The sequence below is a fragment of the Pueribacillus sp. YX66 genome (genome assembly GCF_041725775.1).
Taxonomy (GTDB): domain Bacteria; phylum Bacillota; class Bacilli; order Bacillales; family UBA6769; genus Pueribacillus.
In genome coordinates this window covers 37,769-60,092 of sequence record NZ_JBEUEL010000016.1, presented here as the reverse complement: position 1 = coordinate 60,092, position 22,324 = coordinate 37,769, and the positions used below count along the sequence as shown (strand labels likewise).

The following is a 22,324-nucleotide window of genomic DNA, read 5'->3' as shown; positions in this document are numbered from 1 at the left end:
CCGATTCAAATTCGGTTTACCTAGTGGTTTTATTGTACCAAAGGATGTGATAGAAAAAAAGGGAAACTTGAGTTATCCACAATTTAAAAAGTCAAAAACAGAAATTCGGTTCATTTCGACTCAAAAAAGAGGGAGACCAACTGGTAAAAATTAACAACTGTGGATAAGTGATTTTCCCATCATCAAAGAGTAAGAGATATAAATTTACTCTTCATGGCTAGCTTTTCATTTTAAAAGTTGACAACGATGAAATTTTTTAGTAATATATTTTTCGTGTCACAATACAAAAAATATGGAGGAGTACCCAAGTCCGGCTGAAGGGATCGGTCTTGAAAACCGACAGGGGCTTCGCGGCCCGCGGGGGTTCGAATCCCTCCTCCTCCGCCATATACAAAGTTGCCGATTCGTTACATTGTAACGAATTTTTTATTTTACTATAGAAAGTATAACTTTCGTAGCAATTTTATTTTTTTAGTTCATCGTAATGGAGAAACTAAGCTTTTGTTTTAGCCATAAAGGCTTGCATTTATTGTGGCCCCGTAGCTCAGCGGATAGAGCGTCGGCCTTCTAAGCCGTGTGCGCAGGTTCGATTCCTGCCGGGGTCGTATTTTTTAAAAGCCGGTTTGCCCTCGATATTGATGCTTGTGTGGGATTCTCCCATTTACCGTAGTAACCCCGCTAAAGTTATGATAATGCCCGCCACCTTCAACAGGAATTGCAGGTCCTGTTACCCCACGAATTTCGTGTCTATGTCCATCATTAAAAGACGTAGATGTAAAATAACGATGGGTATGAGGAACTCTGCTTGGTGCTGGTTCAGTTGTCCCCGCATAGTGATGGTCATGACCTACGTCAAAAGAAGTGACTCCTTTAAATTCATGCACATGTATTGGTTTTCCATCCCACACCGTAATATAAAGACGATGAGAATGCATGACGTCTGAATGTCCATCATCATACATAAAACCAGAAATCGGTATTTCCATTTTTGAATGCCTCCTTTATTTTTTATTTATCATATGGCTTAAAGCGATAAAGGGATGGGCATAGTGAAAAAAATATAATCTATAGATTGGTTAAGAGATTTTTGTTAAAAATCGATATTTCGTTTATACTGAGAAACTAGATTATTTCGATTAGGAGGTAGAAACGATTTGAAAAAACGGTTATTACTCATCGTTACGATGTTGTTCGTTGTTATCTTGCTAGTGAGTTGCGCCGGTGGCAATGCAGAAAATAATAAAAATACAAAACAAGCCACAGATAACAAAGGAAAGCTTAGATTTGGCATTAACAATTGGGCTGAAAATGTTGCGGTATCGAACATGTGGAAAGTGCTACTCGAAGAAGAAGGCTATGAAATAGAATTGAATACGCTTGAGAAATCCCCAGTTTGGACAGGCATTGCACAAGGTGATCTTGATATTGCGCCTGAAGTTTGGTTACCGATTACGGACGAACCTCTTTACGAGGAATATAAAGATGACGTGGAACTAAAAGAAATTTGGTATGAGGAAACAGGATTAGGTTTAGCTGTTCCGAGCTATATGGATATAAATAGCCTAGAAGAATTAAACGATAATAAGAGTAAATTTGACAGTAAAATCGTTGGAATTGACGCTGGAGCAAGCTTAATGGGTTTAACGAGAGATGCGATTGAAGAATATGGATTAGATTATGAACTGATTGAAAGCTCGGAGACCGCGATGTTAAGTGAGCTTCAAAATGCGTATGAAAATGAAGAACCGATTGTTGTGACGCTCTGGAATCCGCATTGGGTCTTTTCAGAATATGATTTAAAATATTTAGAAGATCCGAAAAAAGTGTATGGTGAAGCCGACGACATTTATTTTATGACGCGAAAAGGATTTGAAGATGAATATCCAGAAGTTGTAAAATGGTTAAACAATTGGAAAATGGATGATGATTCATTAGGTGAGCTTATGGCAATTGGACAGGAGCTCGATGATCCGGTTGAAGCTGCAAAACAGTGGATTGAAGAAAATCGTGATCTTGTTGATGAATGGATGCAATAGAGAAGAAAGGGATATGAATCAGATGATTTGTATCCCTATTTTTGTCTTTCTCATCTCAAGTGATAAGTCAAATGTCTTATTGATAGGCATAGATTAGTTATTCCTTAAGAAATCCTGTAATGATTTAAAAAGTCGTGTTAGGACAGTTATCATTACAATAAATAACGTTAAATTCGAATAAACAAATAGATGTACTTTTGTTATTATTTATTTTTTCATTTATACTAAGACCCTACAGACATTTTTGGAGGTTATATATTTTGAAAAAACGCTTATTATTATTTTTTACTATGGTGTTTGCCGCTGTGTTACTTATTAGTTGTGGCACTGAAAATGAGGACAACGATGGAGGAAATGCAGAAGGATCAGATCAAACAGTAGAAAACAAAGGAACAATTAAATTAGGTGTTAACAATTGGGCTGACTATATTGCAGTTACGAACATGTGGAAAGTGCTTTTAGAAGAACAAGGTTATGAAGTAGAATTGCATCAACTTGAAAAGGGACCTGTTTGGACAGGTCTTGCACAAGGTGATCTTGATATCGCTGCTCAAGTATGGTTACCGACTATGGATGAACCTTATTATAATGAATATAAAGATAAAGTTGAGTTAAAAGAAATTTGGTATGAAGACGTAGGTATGGGTTTAACCGTTCCAACTTATGTTGATATTGATAGCCTTGAACAATTAAACGATCATGCAGACTCGTTCGATGACCGCATTGTCGGAATTGATGCAGGAGCAAGTGTTATGCACTTAACGAAAGAGGCCATTGAAGAATATGGATTAGAGTATGAATTGATTGAAAGCTCGGAACCAGCAATGTTAAGTGAGCTTGAAAAAGCGTATGAAAATGAAGAACTGATCGTTGTCACTCTTTGGAATCCTCACTGGGTTTTCTCCGATTATGATTTAAAGTATTTAGAAGATCCAAAATTGGTGTACGGTGAGGGTGATGACAGTTATTTTGCAACACGAGTAGGGTTTGAAGATGACCATCCAGAAGTAGTGCAATGGATGAATAACTGGAAGATGGATGATGATTCATTAGGTGAGTTAATGGCACTTGGGTTAGAATTAGGCGACCCGTTAGAAGCAGCCAAGCAATGGATTGAAGAAAATCGTGCTCTTGTTGATGAATGGATGCAATAAAAAAGAAAAGGATATGAATCAAATGATTTGTATCCTTTTTTTGTGTCTTTTTGTCTTCCTCACACATACGAATAAATGAAGTAAAGTGTGGGAGGAAGACAAATGCAAATTCATGTTGTACAGCAAGGAGAAACGTTATTTCAAATTGCCCAAACGTATGGGGTGACGGAAAATGATCTGATTACATCAAATGAAATTCCGAACCCGAATCAACTCGTCAAAGGGCAAACGATTGTCATTCCAATTTGGGGAAGCTACCATTGGGTTCAGCCTGGAGAAACGATTTATTCGATTAGCCAACAATACGGAATGTCGATGAATCAGCTTATTGAATTAAATCAAATCACAAATCCAGAAGCGATACCAGTCGGTTTTCGTCTCTATATTCCGCAACAAAATCGCCCTGTTGTCGATGTTGCAGCATATATCGACCCCCTTATAACAGGAGATGAATCTGTGCAAGCAGTTAATCGGACAGCGGAACATTTAACGTTTTTAAATATTTTTCAATATGCGATTAATCTCGATGGTACTCTGACACCTGTTGAAAATGACCAAGCATTGATTAATGCGGCTTATGAACACCGTACTGCGCCACTTATGGTGATCTCGAATTTTGAAGAAGGGACATTTACGAATGAACTTGCGACGGAGTTTTTGAATAATGAAGAGCTACAAGATCAAATTCTTGATGAAGCAATTGAAATTATGCAAGAGAAAGGATATTTAGGAATTGATTTTGATATTGAATATGTTGGAGGACAAAATCGCGAAGCATATAATCGATTTTTACAAAAAGCCCGCAACCGGTTAAAAGAATATAATTTTTTTCTATCTACAGCACTTGCACCTAAAATAAGCGGTGAACAACAAGGTGTTCTTTATGAAGGGCATGATTACGCCGCTCATGGTCAAATTGCCGATTTTATTTTTTTTATGACGTATGAATGGGGGTGGTCAGGTGGACCGCCGATGGCTGTGTCACCGCTAAATGAAGTGCGCAAAGTGATGGACTACGCTATTTCTGTCGTACCGAGGGATAAAATAATGATGGGCATACCTCTTTATGGCTATGATTGGACGTTGCCATATGTTGAAGGAGGACCATTTGCTCGCTCAATCAGTCCGCAACAAGCGATTATGCTTGCTGTTCAACATAATGTAAGCATTCAATACGATACAACTTCACAAGCACCGTTTTTTTATTATACAGATTCACAAGGGCGACAGCATGTCGTTTGGTTCGAGGATGCACGGAGCATTCAGGCGAAGTTTAATTTAGTAAAAGAGCTAGGCATTCGTGGATTTTTTTATTGGGTGTTAGGGAGAGAATTTCCGCAAAATTGGTTGCTCGTTCGAGACAATTTTGTTGTGCGAAAACGAGTATAAGCTTCATGTGATGACCGGCTGTGCTGAACTGATGAACTGCTTTCTAATTTTCGAGAAAAAGGATATAATTAACGGATAATAGATGAAGCCTGGGGTGTTATGACATGGTCGAAAAAAGTGACGAATATTGGATGGCTTATGCGATTGAACAAGCAAAAAAAGCAGAAGCATTAGGTGAAGTACCAATAGGGGCTGTCATTGTAAAAGATGATGTTGTAATTAGTACAGCACATAATTTACGTGAAACTGCGCAACGTGCAGTCGCCCATGCAGAGCTATTAGCCATTGATGAGGCGTGTCGTAAGCTGAACACGTGGCGACTTACAGATTGCACGTTGTTCGTCACGCTAGAGCCATGTGTAATGTGTGCAGGGGCGATTGTTATGTCGCGTGTAGACCGCGTCGTGTTCGGTGCTCGCGATCCAAAAGGTGGCTGTGCAGGAAGTTTAATGAATTTACTTATGGAAGAACGATTTAACCACCGTTCGGAAGTTGTTTCAGGTGTTCGAGAACTAGAATGTAGTGATTTGTTGCGTCATTTTTTTCATAAGTTACGTGAATCAAAAAATATGAGTAAGAAAAACCCCATAATTTGGAAATAAGAAAAACTTGTTCATGTCTTTAGGTTTTGGTATACTATAAGCTGCGGCTGAATCGCTAGAAAAGCGAAGCAGTTGTGCGGGCGTTATCTCTATGGAGGCGTACCCAAGTCCGGCTGAAGGGGACTGACTCGAAATCAGTTAGGACGTGTATGCGTCGCGGGGGTTCAAATCCTCTCGCCTCCGCCAGAATGAACTACAGTATAATAACGTTGTTAACAAACTTGTCGTGCTAGGCGGGGAGGTAGCGGTGCCCTGTACTCGCAATCCGCTATAGCGAGGCTGAACTCCTTCTAGAGGTTTAGCCAGGTTGAGGTCTGACTTAAGTAAGTGGTGTTGACATTTGGGTCCTACGCAACGGAAACTCATGAACCCTGTCAGGTCCGGAAGGAAGCAGCAGTAAGTGGGCCCTTTCGTGTGCCGTGGGGTTGCCTAAATCGAGCAAACTGCTTGAGTAACGCTTAGTCTGGATTTATCGACGGAAGGTGCGCGACAGCTTAAAATATAAACATTCACTCACTCTTTACAGAGTGAGTTTTCATTTTGAAAAAACAAAGGGAAACAAGTATAATAAGATGGAATTCGTAAGGGGGATGGCAATGGGTTACCAAGCGCTTTATCGAGTATGGCGACCAAATCGTTTTGACGATTTAATTGGACAGCACCATGTAACGAAAACATTGCAAAATGCGATCGTTTTTGAGAAACTTTCCCATGCCTACCTTTTTACTGGACCACGTGGAACGGGGAAAACGACAGTTGCGAGAATTATTGCAAAAGCGATCAACTGTGAAAGTGCACCTGTAAAAGAACCGTGCAATGAATGTACGGTTTGCATGAGTATAACAGACGGTTCAAATCCTGATGTAATCGAAATTGACGCTGCCTCACACCGTGGTATTGATAACATTCGTGATCTTCGCGATAAAGTAAAGTATGCGCCTTCTCAAGCGATAACGAAAGTGTATATCATTGATGAGGTGCATATGCTTTCGACGGAAGCGTTTAATGCGTTGTTGAAAACGCTTGAAGAACCGCCACGACATGTCATGTTTATATTAGCTACGACAGAACCGCATAAGTTGCCAGCAACGATCATTTCTCGCTGTCAACGTTTCGATTTCAAACAAATTTCGAACCAAGCGATGGTTGAGCGGATGAAAATGATTACGGAGAGTGAAGGTATTGAAGCGGATCCGCACGCATTATCGCTCGTAGCACGTGCAGCCGAAGGTGGGATGCGCGATGCGTTAAGTATCCTTGATCAAGTGATTTCTTTCAGTGAAAGCAACATTACGATTGAAGATGTTTTAGCTGTAACAGATACGGTATCTGACACATTTTTATCACGAACTGTGACAGCATTTTTAAATCAACATGTTGAAGAAGCGTTACAGATGGTTAACGAAGTGATAGATCATGGTAAAGATCCGATTCGTTTTTTAGAAGATTTAATTTTTTATTTGCGTGACATCCTTTTGTATCAGACTGCTCCTACTTTAGAAGATATTCAAGAACGAGCAAGGCGTGATAAGCAGTTTCAATCATTAGCAGAAAAGGCATCAAAACCGTGGCTTTATTCTGTGATTGAAATGTTAAATGATAGCCAGCAAAATATGAAGTGGACGACGAATAAGCGGATCTTTTTGGAAGTCGCCTTCGTAAAAATATGCCATCATCGTGAAATGAACGATCAACTACTTGAACAACTTCAAAAGAAAGTGAATGAACTGGAATCTGAAGTTGTACATTTGAAAAAAGAAGGAGTTATAAGTTCGGAAAAATCATCGCTGACTCCTAAACGAGAACGAGTCTCACGGCAAACGAGTCGTACGAAACAACAGTCGTTGGTTCATGTTGAAAAGATGCTTCAATCAGCATCTAAGCAGAAGCTGAGTCAGCTTCAAAAGCGGTGGGGAACGGTGATGGAAACAATTCGCAAGGAGAAAATTTCTGCTCATGCTTGGCTGAAAGATAGTCGTCCTGTTGCATGTTCAGATGATAGATTTTTATTAGCATTCCCGTATGAGATGCACAGTCAAATGGCAAGTAAAGAGCAAATTCGTATACCAGTGGAACAAGCGGTACAAAGCGTTTGTAAAAAACCGTTACACATGCTTACGATCGTCGATGACGATTGGGAGAAAGTGAAGCAAGCTTTTATTCAAAGTCAGCAGGAAGAAACAAGCAAGAAGCCGAATGAAAAAGAGGAAGATCCGTTAATTGCTGAGGCGAAACGTCTGTTTGGAGAAGAAGTAATCGAATTTAAATAATATGGGAGGCATTTTTGATGAGACGAATGGGAAATATGGGCAATATGGGCGGTATGATGAAACAAATGCAAAAAATGCAAAAAGAAATGATGAAAGCCCAAGAGGAATTGAAAGAGAAGTCGGTCGAAGGAACAGCGGGTGGCGGAATGGTCACTGTTGTGATGAACGGTCATAAAGAAGTGCTTGATGTGCAAATTAAAGAAGAAGTTGTTGACCCTGATGATATTGATATGCTACAAGATTTAGTGCTTGCAGCAATGAATGAAGCATTGAAGCAAGTCGATGAGCTCGTCAATAAAAATATGGGGAAATTTACGCAAGGAATGAACATTCCAGGTTTATTCTAAAAGATAGTACGTGTTTAAAAAGGAGGGTATAAAGAACGGAGGTCGACTAAATATATATAACGTCTAGGGACTGCAATTACACTTTACAAAATTGCAAAGAAGTAGTTATGGATGAATGGTCTTGCACGAGGAAGTAGCTATGAGGTTATAGTCGATGACTTATACAAATGGACTGACAGTAAATAAAGTATGTGACTTCAAAGCTTCACGTCCCTACTATGACGGCGATCTTACTTATATTGTGTGAACCTCTGGACTTTTTTGAGCACCCCTTACATTGATTAGGAGAGTTGAACGTGCGGTACCCTGAACCGATAGCAAAATTGATAGACAGCTTTATGAAATTGCCAGGTATCGGACCAAAGACGGCTGTGCGGCTAGCATTTTTCGTTTTAAAAATGAAAGACGATGACGTGTTTGAGTTCGGGAAAGCACTAGTGAACGCAAAACGAGAATTAACACATTGCTCTGTTTGTCAAAATATAACTGATCGTGATCCGTGTTACATTTGTGACGATTCGAGTCGAGATCGTTCTGTTATTTGCGTTGTTCAAGATGCAAAAGATGTGAATGCCATGGAAAAAATGCGAGAGTATCGAGGGCTTTATCACGTATTGCACGGTGCTATTTCACCAGTGGATGGAATTGGGCCTGAAGATATTAAAGTTGCTGAGCTTTTAAATCGGCTTACAGATGAACAGGTAAAAGAGTTAATTTTAGCAACGGATCCGAATATTGAAGGTGAAGCAACAGCGATGTATATTGCGCGACTTGTTAAACCAGTCGGAATTAAAACGACACGCATTGCTCACGGACTGCCGGTTGGTGGCGATCTAGAATATGCTGATGAAGTTACATTATCTAAAGCACTTGAAGGGCGTCGGGAGCTGTAAGGAAGAATGAACGAAACTTGAGGAAGGCGGACGCAAACGATGCTTTTTAGAAAAAGAAGCTCTCGTCAAATGATTGATGAAGAGCTATTAAAAACGTTAGAAAATGTAAAACAGGAGTGGCTCATGAGAAGAGCATTGATTGATAAAAGCATTGAGCCTTCCTATGAATTAGTTTACGAATTAAAATTGACTAAAGCAAAATACTTATTTTTGTTAAAGGTAGCAAAAACACGAAAACTTTCATCGAAGCCATAAAGGGCTTCTTTTTTTTTCGTTCATTCATATACATAAAGGTACAAGCTCATATGTGGAAGGAGGCCATTGATTGGATTCGATCGTAGTCATCTCAATTGTTGCTTGTCTAATTGTGTTTTTACTTCTGTTCGGTGCACCGATGAAGCCGTTAAGGTTTATTGGACAAGGATTTATTAAACTAATGATTGGTGCGTTGTTGCTGTTTTTTTTAAATGTAATTGGTGGGCAATTTCATGTACATATCCCGATTAATCTTGTCACGGTCTCGGTGTCTGGATTTCTCGGTATACCTGGACTTGCTGCACTTGTTGCAATTGACCAAATTATTTTATAAATAAAATGAATAAGACAGACACAATGAGCCAATCGTCTACATAAAATTAGAATACGTATATAATTTTACTTTTTTGGGAACAATGGAGCCAAAAATATGTGATAGACGATCATTGTATCGGAGGTGACGTATGGCACGATTGGCTTATCATAAAAAACAGGAGAAAATTTGCTTTATTTGTGAAGCAGAGAAAACCTACGGTATAACTATCGGTAGTCAGTTTATGTGTGAAGAATGTGAAAAAAGTGTTGTTGCAACAGATACGAATGATGCGAAATATTTGTTTTATTTAAATCGGCTTGAAAAATTAAAAGCTGTTTTGCCCCGCCATTCATAAAGTTTTTAAACTAAATATACGAGGATTGAAAACAGGTCTAAGGCCTGTTTTCTGTTTTATAAAAAAGCATAAAAACGTAAAAGAATGTGATAAAATGAAAGTTACAATCATGCATGAAAGGGACGAACGATGGTTCAAAGCAAGATGCCTCTCTTTGACGCGCTACTAAAATGGAAGCGAATGAACCCGCTTTCTTTTCACGTTCCTGGTCATAAAAACGGGAAAATCTTTCCAGAAAAAGCAAGACCATTGTATGAAACGATTCTATCAATTGATGCAACAGAAATAGATGGACTTGATGATTTGCATGAACCTGAAGGTGCAATTTTTCAAGCTCAACAATTACTGTCGCAATTGTACGGAAGCAAAGAAAGTTATTTTCTTGTTGGAGGGACGACGGCGGGGAACTTGGCGATGATTTTAGCGACTTGTGTGGAGCAGGAATTTGTTCTCGTACAGCGAAATAGTCATAAATCGATTATGAATGGCTTGGAAATGGCGAATGTAAAACCTGTGTTTTTGACACCTATCGTGGATGAAAGTACGAATGTCGCGGTTGGGGTATCACTCGACATCGTGAAAGAAGCATATGCTGCCTACCCAGAAGCGAAAGTACTAATCGTGACGAACCCGAACTATTATGGGATGACGATGGACTTGCAAGCGACGATTGAATTTGCTCATGAACGAGGGATGGTCGTTCTTGTTGATGAAGCACATGGGGCGCATTTTGGAATTGGTGAACCGTTTCCAAACTCAGCTGTTTCAGTCGGAGCTGACGTTGTAGTGCAGTCGGCACATAAAACATTGCCAGCGATGACAATGGGATCGTTTATTCACGTAAACGAAGGTTATCCGTATCGTGAAAAACTAAAAAATTATTTAGCGATGCTTCAATCGAGCAGTCCTTCTTATCCGATTATGGCTTCACTTGATGTTGCTAGATTTTACATTGCACAGTTACGAGAAAGCGATTTACAGGTGATGAACGAGTCGATTGAACAATTTCGCCTGTCACTGGAGGACATTGATAGCATTCGATTAGTCACTGAACAATCGTCGAAATATAAACAAGACCCATTAAAAGTAATTGTGCAAAGTAAGCGTGGGAAAAGTGGCTTTGAACTACAAAAACTGCTTGAGCGACATGCTATTTTTCCAGAGCTTGCTGATGAAGTTAATGTCCTTCTTGTTATGCCACTAGCGCCGGTTATGAATGGTGAGCATACAGTTTTGAAAATGACGAAGGCATTAACTAAGGATCCAATTGAGCAAGATAAAAAAAATGTAAGTGTAAAAAATATGTTTGAGTTTGAAAGGAGCTATCGTTCACTTTCTCTTTCATATAAAGAAATGGCGAAGGCTCAGAAAAAGTATATACCGCTTCATGAAGCTGAACGAAAAGTAGCTGCCGAACCGATTATTCCGTATCCACCGGGAATCCCGCTTATTATGAAAGGTGAAGTAATCTTACGAAAAGATATTGAAATGCTGGATCGACTACTAGCAAAAGGGGCACGTATTCAAGGCGGATCTAAGCTAAATGAAAAGCAACTACTAATTTTTGATGATAGAGGAGAATAGTTTTGCAATACTCGCGAGGTCAATTTATTACATTTGAAGGACCAGATGGTGCTGGAAAAACGACACAGATTGAAAAATTAGCGGCTTATTTAAAATCGAAAAATCATCCATATTTATTAACGAGAGAACCTGGGGGAACCCGAATTAGCGATGCGATTCGAACACTTATTTTGCATCCTGAGCATACAGAAATGATCAATGAAACGGAAGTGCTTTTATACGCTGCATCCCGTGCCCAGCATGTGAAGGAAAAAATTATTCCTGCCTTGAATGAAGGTTTGATTGTTCTTTGTGATCGCTTCGTTGATGCTTCGGTTGCATATCAAGGCTACGGTCTCGGGATTGATCTTAAAAAAATAACGATGATTAATAAGTTTGCCACTGGAGGACTTGAACCAGATCGAAGTTATTTCATCGACATATCGCCACAATTTGCGCGAAAACGGCTTCTTCAAAGAAATGGACATGAAGCACTTGACCGAATTGAACAAAAAAACATACAGTATCATGAAAAGGTCCGCAAAGGATTTTTACAACTTTACGAACGACATCGCGATCGCGTGTGCCTTATTGATGGTCACCAGTCAGTTGACCAAATTTTCGATACGATTATAAGAGATTTTCAAGCCGTATTTCATAGCGAATGAGTGAAGGAGGGAGTTGCTGTGAAGCTTGTAATGGCTGTCATTCAAGATAAAGATAGCAATCGCTTGTCACAAGCGTTAATTAAAGCGAATTTTCGAGCGACGAAACTTGCTTCAACTGGCGGTTTTTTACGAGAAGGAAATACAACATTTTTAATTGGTACTGATGATGATCAGTTAGAAGAGTTGCTAGAGATTATTCGAGAAAATTGCAAGGCACGTGAACAACTCGTTGCACCGATGTCACCTCTCGGTGGAAGTGCAGATGCGTATTCTCCGTATCCGGTTGAAGTTGAAGTGGGCGGTGCAACCGTGTTTGTATTGCCAGTTGAAGCATTTCATCAGTTTTAAATAAGATGTTCAAAAAACACAGAAATTTGCTATGTACCTCTTTTGCGTTACTTTAATGAGCTTCTGTTAAAATCGAGCACGTTCTGTGAACAACGCAGAAGTCAGCACATTCTGTGTAGTCCCGTGCTTCGCTTTGCACGTGCCTAATTCTGTCCCTTTTGAATACGAATAAAAGGAGTAACGAACGATGAAAATTAGTCAAAATATACGACCAATTGTAGATAAAAGAAAAGTAGAAAAACGACAAGTATTAAACGAAAGACAACCATTTCAAACGTTTCTCGTTAAAGAAGGTCATCAACTTCATAAAGAACGACTTCATGCGCTACTTACAGAAATACAGAGTCAAGGGGAACGACTCGTTCGTTCCCGAACAGCGAAGGAGTTGCAACAGTATAAACGACTAATCGAGCGTTTTGTGAAAGAAGCGGTCGACTTCGGTATGGAGCTTAAACATACTGGAGGATGGAACCATTCAGGTAGAATGGAATCACATACCCTCGTAAAAAAAGTTGATGAAGAGCTTTTAGCATTAACTGAAATGGTGCTAGAAGAGGGGAAAGACTCTCTTGATATCCTTGGGAAAATTGGGGAAATCGAGGGTTTGCTAATTAATCTTTATACATAATGTGTCGAGATGGAAAGTTTGTGGTGTCAAATGAAGATAAGTTGGACTGATCTAAAGAAAAAGCAATCGTATGCGGTGACATTACTTGTAAATAGTTTGAAAAAGGACAGACTATCTCATGCTTATATTTTCGAGGGCAGTAAAGGGACAGGTAAGGTAGCAGTAGCAAAGACGCTTGCAAAAACGTTGTTTTGTTCACAATTAGACGGAGCAGAACCGTGTCACGAATGCCGTGATTGTCGTAGAATTGATTCTAACAATCATCCTGATGTACGTATCTTCTCGCCTGAAAGCGGAAAATCAATTACAATCGAACAAATTGAGCAGCTGTTAAAAGAGTTTTCCTATCGTGGATCTGAGTCAAAGCGACGATTGTTTGTGATTGAACATGCGAATCGCATGACACAAGTCGCTGCAAATCGTTTGCTTAAATTTATTGAAGAGCCGGCTGAACAGGAAACTGTGATCCTGATTACAGAGCAATTGCAGCAAATGCTACCAACAATAGTGTCTCGTTGTCAAACGGTTTCGTTTAAGCCACTTCTATCATCTGAGTTAACGCATAAACTTGAAGAAAATGCTGTTTCTAAATCATTAGCTAAACTAGCGTCTGCGTTAACAGATGACTATGAAACAGCATATGAAATGGCAGAAGATGAGTTGTTTGCACAAGCCCGAAAGTTAGTGATACAATTGATGGAAGAGGTCTTGGATAGACCATCTCAAGTCTTTTTAACAATCCATGAAAAATGGAGTCCACTTTTTAAAGATCGGGAACAGATGGAATTAGGACTTGATTTATTTTTATTATGGTTCCGAGATGTTATATCGTTACATTTAAAGAAAGATGAGCAAGTGATCTTCGCACAAGAAAGAGAGCTATTAGGGCGTTATCAGCTTCGTTATACGGTGCAACAAGTAGCTAGACAGATGGAAATCGTGTTGGAAGCAAAGAAACATTTAAATGCCAACGTAAACCCTCAACTTGTGATCGAACATGCGGTTCTGAAGCTACAGGAGGGATAAAATGGTACTGTATGAAATTGTTGGAGTTCGCTTTAAAACAGCCGGCAAAATCTATTATTTTGATCCGGCGGGCTTAAATATTGAAAAAAACGATCATGTCATCGTTGAAACCGCTCGTGGAATAGAAATAGGAAAAGTCGTAATTGAGAAGCGAAAAGTGAATGAAAATGACATCGTTCTACCATTAAAACGAGTCATTCGAGTTGCGACGTCAGAGGATATCGACATTGTTGAGCGAAACGGGCACGAAGCTGGAGAAGCGTTTACGCTATGCGAAGATAAAATAATTGAGCATAATTTGCCGATGAAGCTTATTGATGTTGAATATACATTTGATCGAAATAAAATCATCTTTTATTTTACGGCTGATGGAAGAGTTGATTTTCGAGAGCTTGTCAAAGACTTAGCTGCAATTTTTCGTACGAGAATAGAACTTCGTCAAATTGGAGTTCGTGATGAAGCGAAAATGCTTGGTGGGATTGGACCGTGTGGTCGCATGCTTTGTTGCTCGACTTTTTTAGGTGATTTTGAACCAGTTTCGATTAAGATGGCAAAAGATCAAAATTTATCATTAAATCCGACAAAAATTTCGGGCTTATGTGGTCGCCTTATGTGTTGTTTAAAATATGAAAATGATTTATATGAAGAAGCTAAACATGAGCTTCCCGATATTGGAAATGTGATACGAACTCCGAATGGGGAAGGGAAAGTAATCGGTTTAAATATGCTAGAACGTTTGATTCAAGTTGAGCTATTTGAACCAGAACGTGTAACAGAATATACGTTAGATGAACTGTTGACAGATGGCGGAATCCAATAGGTGAGATCGTATGACGTGCCTACACGTCGATTGGCAGTAAAAGAGGTGGATAACCGATGGGGAAAAAGGAAATCTTCACGCAAGTTCATTCTATGGAGGAGCAAATTGGTGACTTGTATGAACAGCTTGGTGAGTTGAAAGAACAGTTTGCATTACTGCTTGAAGAAAATCACCGCCTTGAAATTGAAAACCACCATTTAAGAGAGCGACTTCATGAGTTAGATACCGCGAATGCTTCGGAAAGTGGACGTGAAGATAAAGAGCAAATTGGGATTGAAGTTGGCGAAGGATATGATAATTTAGCGAGATTGTATCAAGAAGGGTTCCATATTTGCAACGTTCATTATGGAAGCATCCGCACAGAAGGTGACTGTTTATTTTGCCTCTCTTTTTTAAATATAAAATAAAACGATCTTTCCTATTTTATGTATGGGAAGATCGTTTTATTATTGTAAAAATTGAAGCAAGTGGCTCTAGATATTTTTAAGGAACCGACAGGAGAGAAACGGATGGAACTCTTTGTAAATGAACGGTTGGATTATATTGGGAAAAAAGATTTGAAAATTATTCAAGCAAACGAGATGTTTTCGTTTTCGCTTGATGCGGTCCTGTTAGCTAAGTTCGTACATGTTCCGATTCGGAAAGGTAAGTTGGTCGATCTTTGTTCAGGAAATGGTGTTATTCCGTTGTTACTTAGTGAACGAACAAAAGGTCAAATTACAGCAATTGAAATTCAAGAAAAACTGTGCGATATGGCGGAACGAAGCATTCGATTGAATCAATTGGAGGATAAAATTGATGTCATCTGTCAAGATATTAATCGGCTTTCACCAGCGTTTTTAAATGGATCGTACGACGTGGTCACGTGTAACCCTCCGTATTTTAAAGTATCGAATGAGAAAGATGTAAAACAAAATGATCTGATTGCCGGTGCGAGACATGAAATTTATTGCACGTTAGAAGATACGGTGCGAACGATGAGCAAACTGTTAAAGCAAGGAGGAAAAGGAGCGTTCGTTCATCGTCCAAAACGGCTCGTTGAAATAATTGAACTTATGAAGAAATATAAACTTGAACCGAAGCGAATTCAGTTTGTTTATCCTAAGCGTGGTTTGGATGCGAATATCGTTCTTATTGAAGGAACTAAAGGTGGAAAATCGGATGTTAACGTATTGTCTCCGCTTGTCGTTTACAAAGATAACAATGAATATACAGATGAAATGAAGGCGATATTATATGAACGGTAATTATATTGTCTATATGTTACAGTGTGGGGACGGAAGTTTGTATACGGGAATGACAAACGATTTAGAAAAACGCTTGGAAGCACATCGTTCTGGTAAAGGTGCGAAATATACACGAGGGAGAGGTCCATTTACGGTTGTCTATACTGAGACGTGCCTTTCGAAAAGTGATGCCTTAAAAGCGGAGCATCGGATTAAATCAATGGATCGAGCGTGTAAGCTACAATTGATAGAAGAAGGGAAAAATGTATGAATAAGGAAGCTAGTTGTCTCTACCTTGTGCCGACACCGATTGGAAACTTAAATGATATGACGTTTCGTTCAGTAGAGACGTTACGGCAAGTGGATCTGATTGCTGCAGAGGACACACGGGTGACCTTAAAATTGTGTCGTCACTTTAAGATTTCGACACCACTCGTTAGTTATCATGAGCATAATAAAGAAAAACAAGGAATTCGTCTTATTGAACAGCTTCATAACGGAAAAACGATCGCACTCGTGTCAGATGCAGGGACACCAGCAATTTCTGATCCAGGAAGTGACTTAGTCGCAATGTGCATCCAAGAACAAATAGATGTTGTCCCACTTCCTGGGGCAAATGCAGCTATAACTGCTTTAATTGCTTCAGGATTGTTTGAAAAACATTTTTATTTTTACGGTTTTTTGCCGCGAACGAAAAAAGAAAAACAAAGGGAATTGGAGAGTCTCATCGCAATTCGAGCTCCGCTCATTTTTTATGAAGCCCCTCATCGATTGAAAGAAACGTTGCACTCGCTCCTTAAAGTGTTTGGTGAACGAAAAGCGGTTCTTGCGAGAGAGCTTACGAAACGATATGAAGAATTTGTACGAGGTACACTAGATGAATTGATTGAATGGACAATGGAACGAGATATTCGTGGAGAATTTTGTATCGTTGTTGCAGGAAATTCAGATGAGATCGTAGCCGAATGTGTTGAATGGTGGCACAGATTAACTGTGATAGAGCATGTGGAACATTATATTGAGAGAAAGAATTGCTTTGTGAAAGAAGCGGTTAAACGAGTTGCACAAGACAGAGGAATGTCGAAACGTGACGTATATCAAACATATCATTCTCGTTAAATCCATTTTGAAAACCTAAAGTGCGGTTGCTCGTAATAATAAAAAAAGCCAGGTTTTCATCAACGTAAACGTATGATGAAAACCTGGCTTTTTTGCTTTAGACTTTTTCAAATGACGTTTGAAGCTCTTTTATAATTTGTTCAGCAACATTTTTGCTCAAGACAAGTTTACCGTCAGCTAGAACTAGGTTATCATCCGAAACTTCTCCAGTTACATGGCATGTCATCGAAGATTTGAATTTTCTCAAAATGATGCAATCGTCTTCGACGTAAATTTCTAACGCATCCTTTTCTTCGATTCCAAGCGTACGGCGTAACTCAATCGGAATTACGACACGACCTAGCTCGTCTACTTTTCGTACAATACCTGTTGACTTCAAGCTAACCCCTCCGTTTGTCGTGATTCGACATATTTCTGTCTTTTCCAATAGTACCAGTAGTTTCCAAAACAGTCAATTACAAATTTACGGAAAAAATGTATTTCTTTTAGACTATTTTTTCCAACCCGTTTACTTTCATGTAATAACGTTAAGAAGAAGGGTTAAAACTTGATCATCTCACAGACGATCTGTAAAAACCTCAATATTGATGTAAGTCTCACTTGTGTGATTGCTTGACATCGTCAAGGTTTTTTCGGTATATTTTTGTGAAGAGTGTATATAAAAATAGTTGGGAAGTATGCCCTGAAATGTATTGAGTGTATTTGTTGAAATCGTACATGTTCATCATCTGACAAGATGTATATACTGTAACATGTAACGATAGCTGAAACAATTTTTCGGCTCTCGTCCATAAGGGCGGGGGCTTTTTCAATCGGTCTATAAATTTTAAGGAGGACTAGCAATATGCAAAGTGAAAAAACGTTTTATATTACAACCCCAATTTATTATCCAAGTGGAAAACTGCATATTGGACATGCATACACAACTGTTGCTGGTGACGCATTAGCGAGATATAAGCGATTAAAAGGTTTTGATGTCATGTATTTAACAGGGACTGATGAACACGGGCAAAAAATTCAACAAAAAGCCGAAGAGGAAGGTGTTTCTCCGAAAGAATATGTTGATGAAATCGTTACGCATATTAAAAAGCTTTGGGAGAAACTTGATATTTCATATGATGATTTTATTCGTACGACGGAAGACCGACATAAGCAAGCCGTGCAAAAAATTTTTAACCAGCTCGTCAAACAAGGAGACATCTATTTAGGGGAATATGAAGGTTGGTATTGTACACCGTGTGAATCGTTCTATACGGAAACACAGCTGAATGATGATGGGATGTGTCCTGATTGTGGTCGCTCTGTTGAAAAGGTAAAAGAGGAATCTTACTTTTTTAAAATGAGTAAATATGCTGATCGACTTCTAAAATACTATGAAGAAAATCCTGATTTTATTCAGCCAGAATCACGGAAAAAAGAAATGATTAACAACTTTATTAAGCCCGGTTTAGAAGATCTTGCCGTTTCACGAACGTCATTTCAATGGGGCATTCCAGTTCCGAATGATCCGAAGCATGTCGTGTATGTTTGGATTGATGCGTTAACGAATTATATTACAGCGCTCGGTTGGGGTTCAGATGATGAAAAAAAGTATGAGCACTACTGGCCGGCGAACGTTCACTTAGTCGGAAAAGAAATCGTCCGCTTTCATACAATTTATTGGCCAATTATGTTAATGGCTCTCGATTTGCCATTACCGAAGCAAGTGTTTGCACACGGTTGGCTACTTATGAAAGATGGAAAAATGTCAAAGTCAAAAGGAAATGTCGTCGATCCGGTAACATTAATCGATCGTTATGGACTTGATGCACTTCGATATTACTTGCTTCGTGAAGTCCCATTCGGATCGGATGGAGTATTTACACCTGAAAGCTTCGTTGACCGTTTAAATCATGATCTTGCGAATGATTTAGGCAACTTGTTAAATCGAACTATCGCCATGATTGACAAATATTTCGGTGGAACGATTCCTTCGTACGTTGGACCTGTAACAGCGTTTGATAAAAGTATAACCGATTTAGCAAACAAAACGAGAGCGAATGTTGAAAGCGCATTTGATAAAATGGAGTTTTCTGTAGCCTTATCATCGATATGGAAGTTAGTTAGTCGTACGAATAAATATATTGATGAAACAGAACCTTGGAAGCTTGTAAAAGACGAACAACGAAAAGAAGAACTTGCTTCAGTTATGGTTCACTTAGCGGAGTCTCTTCGTCATATCGCAGTGCTTTTGCAGCCATTTATGACGGAAACACCGCAAAAAATCGCAACTCAACTCGGTCTTGATGATAAGAAAGCATTATCTTGGGAAAGTTTAACTGACTTTGGAAAAGCTGTTAGTGGAACAACCGTACAAAAAAGTGATCCTATTTTCCCGCGGCTCGATGTCAAAGAAGAAGTAGATTACATTTTGTCGAAAATGCAAGGAACATCAGTGCAAAAAGATGAAGCGATAAAAGAGCAATCCGATGAGATTACAATTGATGATTTTAACAAAGTCGAATTAAAAGTTGCTGAAGTACTAGCGGTAGAACGAGTGAAAAAAGCAGATAAACTGCTTAAGTTACAGCTTAATGTCGGAGGGGAAAAGCGTCAAGTCGTCTCCGGCATTGCAAAATATTATACACCTGAAGAGCTCGTTGGAAAAAAAGTCGTTTGTGTGACGAATTTAAAGCCAGTTACATTACGCGGTGAAAAATCGGAAGGAATGATATTAGCTGGTGAACAAGATGGAAAGCTTCAAGTCGTTGAAGTTCCTCAATTGGAAAGTGGGACAATGTTAAAATAAATGAATGGAACAAAAACAGCCAAACATAGATGGCTGTTTTTTTGCATTTTCCACACAAAAATTGGAAAACTACAATAAAAAGGAAAAAAATAGAAATTGCAAACCGTTGATATGACAGGCTTTTTTGAATGTAACCGAAATGTAATCAAAATGAAACCGTCTTGAATTCGTATTTACTCATTTCATTTGATAATCTATAACAGGTAATGAAAGGAGAGTTATATGCTCTTTGATACACACACTCATTTAAACGCTGATCAATTTGAAGATGATGTTGAAGCTGTCATTGCACGAGCACAGCAAGCAGGCGTATCGAACATGATTGTTGTAGGATTTGATACGAAAACGATGAAGCGGGCAATATCGTTAGTTGAAAGGTATGACTTTCTTTACGCTGTTGTCGGTTGGCATCCTGTTGATGCGATTGATATGACCGAAGATGATTTACGTCGGATTGAACAGCTTGCCGCTCATCGTAAAGTTGTTGCAATTGGTGAGACTGGGCTTGACTATCATTGGGATAAGTCACCGAAAGACGTTCAAAAAGAAGTTTTTCGGAAACAAATTCAATTAGCTAAAAAAGTAAACTTGCCAATTGTCATTCATAATCGGAACGCAACTGAAGATGTCATCGAAATTTTAAAACAAGAGCGGGCTGATGAGGTTGGTGGAGTAATGCATTGTTTTAGTAGTAGTTTTGACGATGCGAAAGCGTGTATCGATTTAAATTTTTTCATCTCGTTTGGTGGGCCTGTCACATTTAAAAATGCAAAAGCATTGCAGCAAGTTGCCCGTGATGTACCACTAGAACATATGCTTATCGAAACAGACTGTCCGTATTTAGCTCCGCACCCATTGCGTGGGAAACGGAATGAACCAGCATATGTAAAATATATTGCTGAACAAATTGCAGTCCTAAAAGATAGAGAGTATACAGAAATTGCAAATAAAACGTCCGATAACGCAAAACGATTATTTCGCATAACTTGATGACAAAGTTTATCAAAGTAAGCACGATTCCTCGTAAAAAAATAGACATTCAACAAATCTCAACAAAGTACAATCAAACATTGTCGGAAGGTTTTCCTTTTTTTCCAAGTCTATTAACGGCATAATGAACAATAGTTTATTGGCAGCACGCTCGTTAGGAGGGATAAAAAGGCAAAAAAGTTGAGTAAGAATCACGTTATTAGGAGGATGATGATGGAAGCAAACGGGAGTATATATTCTCGACTGCTCAAAGGAAAGAAACTTGTAATGATTTTATTGAGTGTCGGTGTTCTTAGTATTATCACTGGATTTTCTGTTTATGAAACTACGAAAACAGAATTAACTCTATCTCTCGATGGTGAAGAGATTGAAGTGAAGTCACATGAAACGACAGTTAAAGATGTACTAGAACAAGAGAATGTAGACATAAATGAAAAACATGACTATGTACAGCCTGGGCTTGATACGGAAGTAAAAAATGGAATGAAAATCATTTGGAAGCCAGCGAAACAAGTGACATTGAATATAGACGGTGAACAAGAAAAGATTTGGACGACGGAATCGACAGTTGAAGAATTACTATCAAAACAACGAATTATTGTTGATGAATATAGTGAAATCAAACCAGCATTAACGGAAAAGATTAAAGATAATATGAATATTATTGTTAAAAATGCACTCGAAATCTCACTTGTCGTTGGTGGCGAAGAAGAAAAAGTGATGACGACGTCAAAAACAGTTGCAGAGTTGTTAGAAGAACAAGAGATTGAACTGAATAAACTCGACCGCGTTGAACCGAGTGAAGATGAACAATTAACAAATGAGACGGTTGTTAACGTTATCCGTGTAGAAAAGAAAACAGATGTCGTTGAAGAAGAAATTGATTATAAAACGACGACAAAAAAAGATAATTCTTTAGAAAAAGGAAAAGAAAAAGTTATTCAAGCGGGTGAAAAAGGAAAACTTAAAAAAGAATTTGAAGTGACGCTTGAAAATGGCAAGGAAGTCAAGCGCACACTCCAAAAAGAAGAAAAGATAAAAGATAGTAAAGACCGCATTGTAGCAGTCGGTACTAAACAAGTAGTCAAAAATGTTTCTCGTAGCAAGCCTGCTCCATCCGGTGGAAAAACAATATTTATGAAGAGCACAGCATATACCGCAGACTGTTCAGGATGTTCCGGAGTTACCGCAACGGGAATCAATTTAAAAAAGAACCCTAACACAAAAGTGATTGCAGTTGACCCAAATGTCATTCCACTCGGAACGAAAGTCCATGTTGATGGTTATGGGTATGCAATTGCTGGAGATACAGGTGGAGCCATCCGCGGTAATAAAATTGATGTATTCTTCTCATCAAAATCAAAAGCATATGCTTGGGGAAGTAAAACGGTAAAAGTGAAAATTTTAAACTAATGTAAGCACAGGGAGATATCATCCCTGTGTTTTTCAATTCGTGGATGTTTATAATGAAAATGAATCTTCACATCTCTAGTATATTCGACGAACGGGTATTTCGTAAAGCCTAATTAAC

General features: G+C 38.8%; 25 protein-coding genes, 3 tRNA genes and 1 other RNA gene. 27 read left to right on the top strand and 2 right to left on the bottom strand.

All coding sequences use genetic code 11. The features are described 5' to 3' along the window. Positions 1-294 precede the first annotated feature (294 nt). Both ABU914_RS09015 and ABU914_RS09010 read left to right on the top strand, forming a co-directional pair. Positions 295-387, top strand: a tRNA-Ser gene (locus ABU914_RS09015). 146 nt (positions 388-533) lie between these two features. Continuing rightward, positions 534-605, top strand: a tRNA-Arg gene (locus tag ABU914_RS09010). Between the two features lie 6 nt (positions 606-611). On the opposite strand, the gene ABU914_RS09005 is transcribed toward ABU914_RS09010, so the two are convergent. Next, a complete protein-coding gene (locus ABU914_RS09005; protein WP_379669405.1) occupies positions 612-986 on the bottom strand; it encodes a YmaF family protein in 375 nt (124 codons plus the stop codon). A gap of 168 nt (positions 987-1,154) precedes the next feature. On the opposite strand from ABU914_RS09005, the gene ABU914_RS09000 reads away from it, so the two are divergent. The 22 genes from ABU914_RS09000 to rsmI all read left to right on the top strand — a co-directional run bounded on the left by ABU914_RS09000 (position 1,155) and on the right by rsmI (position 17,015). Then, positions 1,155-2,036, top strand: a complete 882-nt coding sequence (locus ABU914_RS09000) for a glycine betaine ABC transporter substrate-binding protein (RefSeq protein ID WP_379669404.1) — start codon at positions 1,155-1,157, stop codon at positions 2,034-2,036. Between the two features lie 260 nt (positions 2,037-2,296). After that, positions 2,297-3,190 carry a glycine betaine ABC transporter substrate-binding protein gene (locus ABU914_RS08995; protein WP_379669403.1) on the top strand — a complete coding sequence of 298 codons (894 nt, stop codon included), beginning with the start codon at positions 2,297-2,299 and terminating at the stop codon, positions 3,188-3,190. A 102-nt stretch (positions 3,191-3,292) separates the two neighbouring features. Next, on the top strand, positions 3,293-4,579 hold the full coding sequence (locus ABU914_RS08990; RefSeq protein WP_379669402.1) for a glycoside hydrolase family 18 protein: 1,287 nt from the start codon (positions 3,293-3,295) through the stop codon (positions 4,577-4,579). Positions 4,580-4,683: 104 nt separating this feature from the next. Continuing rightward, a complete protein-coding gene (tadA, locus tag ABU914_RS08985; protein ID WP_379669401.1) occupies positions 4,684-5,181 on the top strand; it encodes a tRNA adenosine(34) deaminase TadA in 498 nt (165 codons plus the stop codon). A gap of 93 nt (positions 5,182-5,274) precedes the next feature. Next, positions 5,275-5,367, top strand: a tRNA-Ser gene (locus tag ABU914_RS08980). 38 nt (positions 5,368-5,405) lie between these two features. After that, an RNA gene (ffs, locus tag ABU914_RS08975) (signal recognition particle sRNA large type) lies at positions 5,406-5,671 on the top strand. A gap of 106 nt (positions 5,672-5,777) precedes the next feature. Continuing rightward, positions 5,778-7,451 (top strand): DNA polymerase III subunit gamma/tau, encoded by a 1,674-nt coding sequence (gene dnaX, locus ABU914_RS08970; protein WP_379669400.1) that lies wholly within the window; start codon positions 5,778-5,780, stop codon positions 7,449-7,451. 26 nt (positions 7,452-7,477) lie between these two features. Continuing rightward, on the top strand, positions 7,478-7,798 hold the full coding sequence (locus ABU914_RS08965; protein WP_379669408.1) for a YbaB/EbfC family nucleoid-associated protein: 321 nt from the start codon (positions 7,478-7,480) through the stop codon (positions 7,796-7,798). A gap of 296 nt (positions 7,799-8,094) precedes the next feature. Continuing rightward, on the top strand, positions 8,095-8,691 hold the full coding sequence (recR, locus tag ABU914_RS08960; RefSeq protein WP_379669399.1) for a recombination mediator RecR: 597 nt from the start codon (positions 8,095-8,097) through the stop codon (positions 8,689-8,691). Between the two features lie 39 nt (positions 8,692-8,730). Beyond that, a complete protein-coding gene (locus ABU914_RS08955; protein WP_379669398.1) occupies positions 8,731-8,946 on the top strand; it encodes a YaaL family protein in 216 nt (71 codons plus the stop codon). A gap of 70 nt (positions 8,947-9,016) precedes the next feature. Beyond that, positions 9,017-9,280, top strand: a complete 264-nt coding sequence (locus ABU914_RS08950) for a pro-sigmaK processing inhibitor BofA family protein (RefSeq protein ID WP_379669397.1) — start codon at positions 9,017-9,019, stop codon at positions 9,278-9,280. 130 nt (positions 9,281-9,410) lie between these two features. Continuing rightward, a complete protein-coding gene (locus ABU914_RS08945; protein ID WP_379669396.1) occupies positions 9,411-9,617 on the top strand; it encodes a sigma factor G inhibitor Gin in 207 nt (68 codons plus the stop codon). A 129-nt stretch (positions 9,618-9,746) separates the two neighbouring features. After that, positions 9,747-11,201, top strand: coding sequence for an aminotransferase class I/II-fold pyridoxal phosphate-dependent enzyme (locus ABU914_RS08940; protein WP_379669395.1), 1,455 nt, complete (start codon positions 9,747-9,749; stop codon positions 11,199-11,201). A 2-nt stretch (positions 11,202-11,203) separates the two neighbouring features. Further along, positions 11,204-11,848 (top strand): dTMP kinase, encoded by a 645-nt coding sequence (gene tmk, locus ABU914_RS08935; RefSeq protein ID WP_379669394.1) that lies wholly within the window; start codon positions 11,204-11,206, stop codon positions 11,846-11,848. Between the two features lie 18 nt (positions 11,849-11,866). Next, positions 11,867-12,196 (top strand): cyclic-di-AMP receptor, encoded by a 330-nt coding sequence (locus tag ABU914_RS08930; protein WP_379669393.1) that lies wholly within the window; start codon positions 11,867-11,869, stop codon positions 12,194-12,196. 187 nt (positions 12,197-12,383) lie between these two features. After that, positions 12,384-12,824 carry a YaaR family protein gene (locus ABU914_RS08925; RefSeq protein ID WP_379669392.1) on the top strand — a complete coding sequence of 147 codons (441 nt, stop codon included), beginning with the start codon at positions 12,384-12,386 and terminating at the stop codon, positions 12,822-12,824. A 30-nt stretch (positions 12,825-12,854) separates the two neighbouring features. Further along, complete coding sequence (gene holB / locus ABU914_RS08920; RefSeq protein ID WP_379669391.1) at positions 12,855-13,850, top strand: DNA polymerase III subunit delta'; 996 nt, start codon at positions 12,855-12,857, stop codon at positions 13,848-13,850. Between the two features lie 7 nt (positions 13,851-13,857). After that, positions 13,858-14,670 (top strand): PSP1 domain-containing protein, encoded by an 813-nt coding sequence (locus tag ABU914_RS08915; protein WP_379669407.1) that lies wholly within the window; start codon positions 13,858-13,860, stop codon positions 14,668-14,670. Positions 14,671-14,726: 56 nt separating this feature from the next. Further along, the gene (gene yabA, locus ABU914_RS08910; RefSeq protein ID WP_379669390.1) at positions 14,727-15,077 is read left to right on the top strand and encodes a DNA replication initiation control protein YabA; all 351 of its coding nucleotides are present in this window, start codon (positions 14,727-14,729) and stop codon (positions 15,075-15,077) included. Positions 15,078-15,179: 102 nt separating this feature from the next. Then, positions 15,180-15,917 carry a tRNA1(Val) (adenine(37)-N6)-methyltransferase gene (locus tag ABU914_RS08905; RefSeq protein ID WP_379669389.1) on the top strand — a complete coding sequence of 246 codons (738 nt, stop codon included), beginning with the start codon at positions 15,180-15,182 and terminating at the stop codon, positions 15,915-15,917. After that, a complete protein-coding gene (locus ABU914_RS08900) occupies positions 15,907-16,167 on the top strand; it encodes a GIY-YIG nuclease family protein (RefSeq protein WP_379669388.1) in 261 nt (86 codons plus the stop codon). Before ABU914_RS08905 ends, ABU914_RS08900 begins: the two co-directional genes overlap by 11 nt. After that, positions 16,164-17,015, top strand: a complete 852-nt coding sequence (gene rsmI / locus ABU914_RS08895; RefSeq protein ID WP_379669387.1) for a 16S rRNA (cytidine(1402)-2'-O)-methyltransferase — start codon at positions 16,164-16,166, stop codon at positions 17,013-17,015. Before ABU914_RS08900 ends, rsmI begins: the two co-directional genes overlap by 4 nt. A 97-nt stretch (positions 17,016-17,112) precedes the next feature. Here the strand turns inward: rsmI and ABU914_RS08890 are convergent, their stop codons facing one another. Then, positions 17,113-17,394: a transition state genes transcriptional regulator AbrB gene (locus tag ABU914_RS08890; protein WP_379669386.1), complete on the bottom strand. Its 282-nt coding sequence runs from the start codon at positions 17,392-17,394 to the stop codon at positions 17,113-17,115. A gap of 465 nt (positions 17,395-17,859) precedes the next feature. On the opposite strand from ABU914_RS08890, the gene metG reads away from it, so the two are divergent. The 3 genes from metG to ABU914_RS08875 all read left to right on the top strand — a co-directional run bounded on the left by metG (position 17,860) and on the right by ABU914_RS08875 (position 22,206). After that, a complete protein-coding gene (gene metG, locus ABU914_RS08885; RefSeq protein ID WP_379669385.1) occupies positions 17,860-19,803 on the top strand; it encodes a methionine--tRNA ligase in 1,944 nt (647 codons plus the stop codon). A 222-nt stretch (positions 19,804-20,025) separates the two neighbouring features. Further along, on the top strand, positions 20,026-20,793 hold the full coding sequence (locus ABU914_RS08880; protein WP_379669384.1) for a TatD family hydrolase: 768 nt from the start codon (positions 20,026-20,028) through the stop codon (positions 20,791-20,793). A 213-nt stretch (positions 20,794-21,006) separates the two neighbouring features. Then, positions 21,007-22,206 carry a resuscitation-promoting factor gene (locus ABU914_RS08875; protein ID WP_379669383.1) on the top strand — a complete coding sequence of 400 codons (1,200 nt, stop codon included), beginning with the start codon at positions 21,007-21,009 and terminating at the stop codon, positions 22,204-22,206. Positions 22,207-22,324: the final 118 nt, after the last annotated feature.

Bases quoted from the DNA above. Each gene is read 5' to 3' on its own strand.
- ABU914_RS08905 (WP_379669389.1), top strand. From the start codon at position 15,180: ATGGAACTCTTTGTAAATGAACGGTTGGATTATATTGGGAAAAAAGAT.
- holB (WP_379669391.1), top strand. From the start codon at position 12,855: ATGAAGATAAGTTGGACTGATCTAAAGAAAAAGCAATCGTATGCGGTG.
- tadA (WP_379669401.1), top strand. From the start codon at position 4,684: ATGGTCGAAAAAAGTGACGAATATTGGATGGCTTATGCGATTGAACAA.
- ABU914_RS08900 (WP_379669388.1), top strand. From the start codon at position 15,907: ATGAACGGTAATTATATTGTCTATATGTTACAGTGTGGGGACGGAAGT.
- ABU914_RS08940 (WP_379669395.1), top strand. From the start codon at position 9,747: ATGGTTCAAAGCAAGATGCCTCTCTTTGACGCGCTACTAAAATGGAAG.
- ABU914_RS08880 (WP_379669384.1), top strand. From the start codon at position 20,026: ATGCTCTTTGATACACACACTCATTTAAACGCTGATCAATTTGAAGAT.
- ABU914_RS08990 (WP_379669402.1), top strand. From the start codon at position 3,293: ATGCAAATTCATGTTGTACAGCAAGGAGAAACGTTATTTCAAATTGCC.
- rsmI (WP_379669387.1), top strand. From the start codon at position 16,164: ATGAATAAGGAAGCTAGTTGTCTCTACCTTGTGCCGACACCGATTGGA.
- metG (WP_379669385.1), top strand. From the start codon at position 17,860: ATGCAAAGTGAAAAAACGTTTTATATTACAACCCCAATTTATTATCCA.
- ABU914_RS09005 (WP_379669405.1), bottom strand. From the start codon at position 986: ATGGAAATACCGATTTCTGGTTTTATGTATGATGATGGACATTCAGAC.
- yabA (WP_379669390.1), top strand. From the start codon at position 14,727: ATGGGGAAAAAGGAAATCTTCACGCAAGTTCATTCTATGGAGGAGCAA.
- ABU914_RS08945 (WP_379669396.1), top strand. From the start codon at position 9,411: ATGGCACGATTGGCTTATCATAAAAAACAGGAGAAAATTTGCTTTATT.
- ABU914_RS08965 (WP_379669408.1), top strand. From the start codon at position 7,478: ATGGGAAATATGGGCAATATGGGCGGTATGATGAAACAAATGCAAAAA.
- dnaX (WP_379669400.1), top strand. From the start codon at position 5,778: ATGGGTTACCAAGCGCTTTATCGAGTATGGCGACCAAATCGTTTTGAC.
- ABU914_RS08925 (WP_379669392.1), top strand. From the start codon at position 12,384: ATGAAAATTAGTCAAAATATACGACCAATTGTAGATAAAAGAAAAGTA.
- ABU914_RS08955 (WP_379669398.1), top strand. From the start codon at position 8,731: ATGCTTTTTAGAAAAAGAAGCTCTCGTCAAATGATTGATGAAGAGCTA.
- ABU914_RS08875 (WP_379669383.1), top strand. From the start codon at position 21,007: ATGGAAGCAAACGGGAGTATATATTCTCGACTGCTCAAAGGAAAGAAA.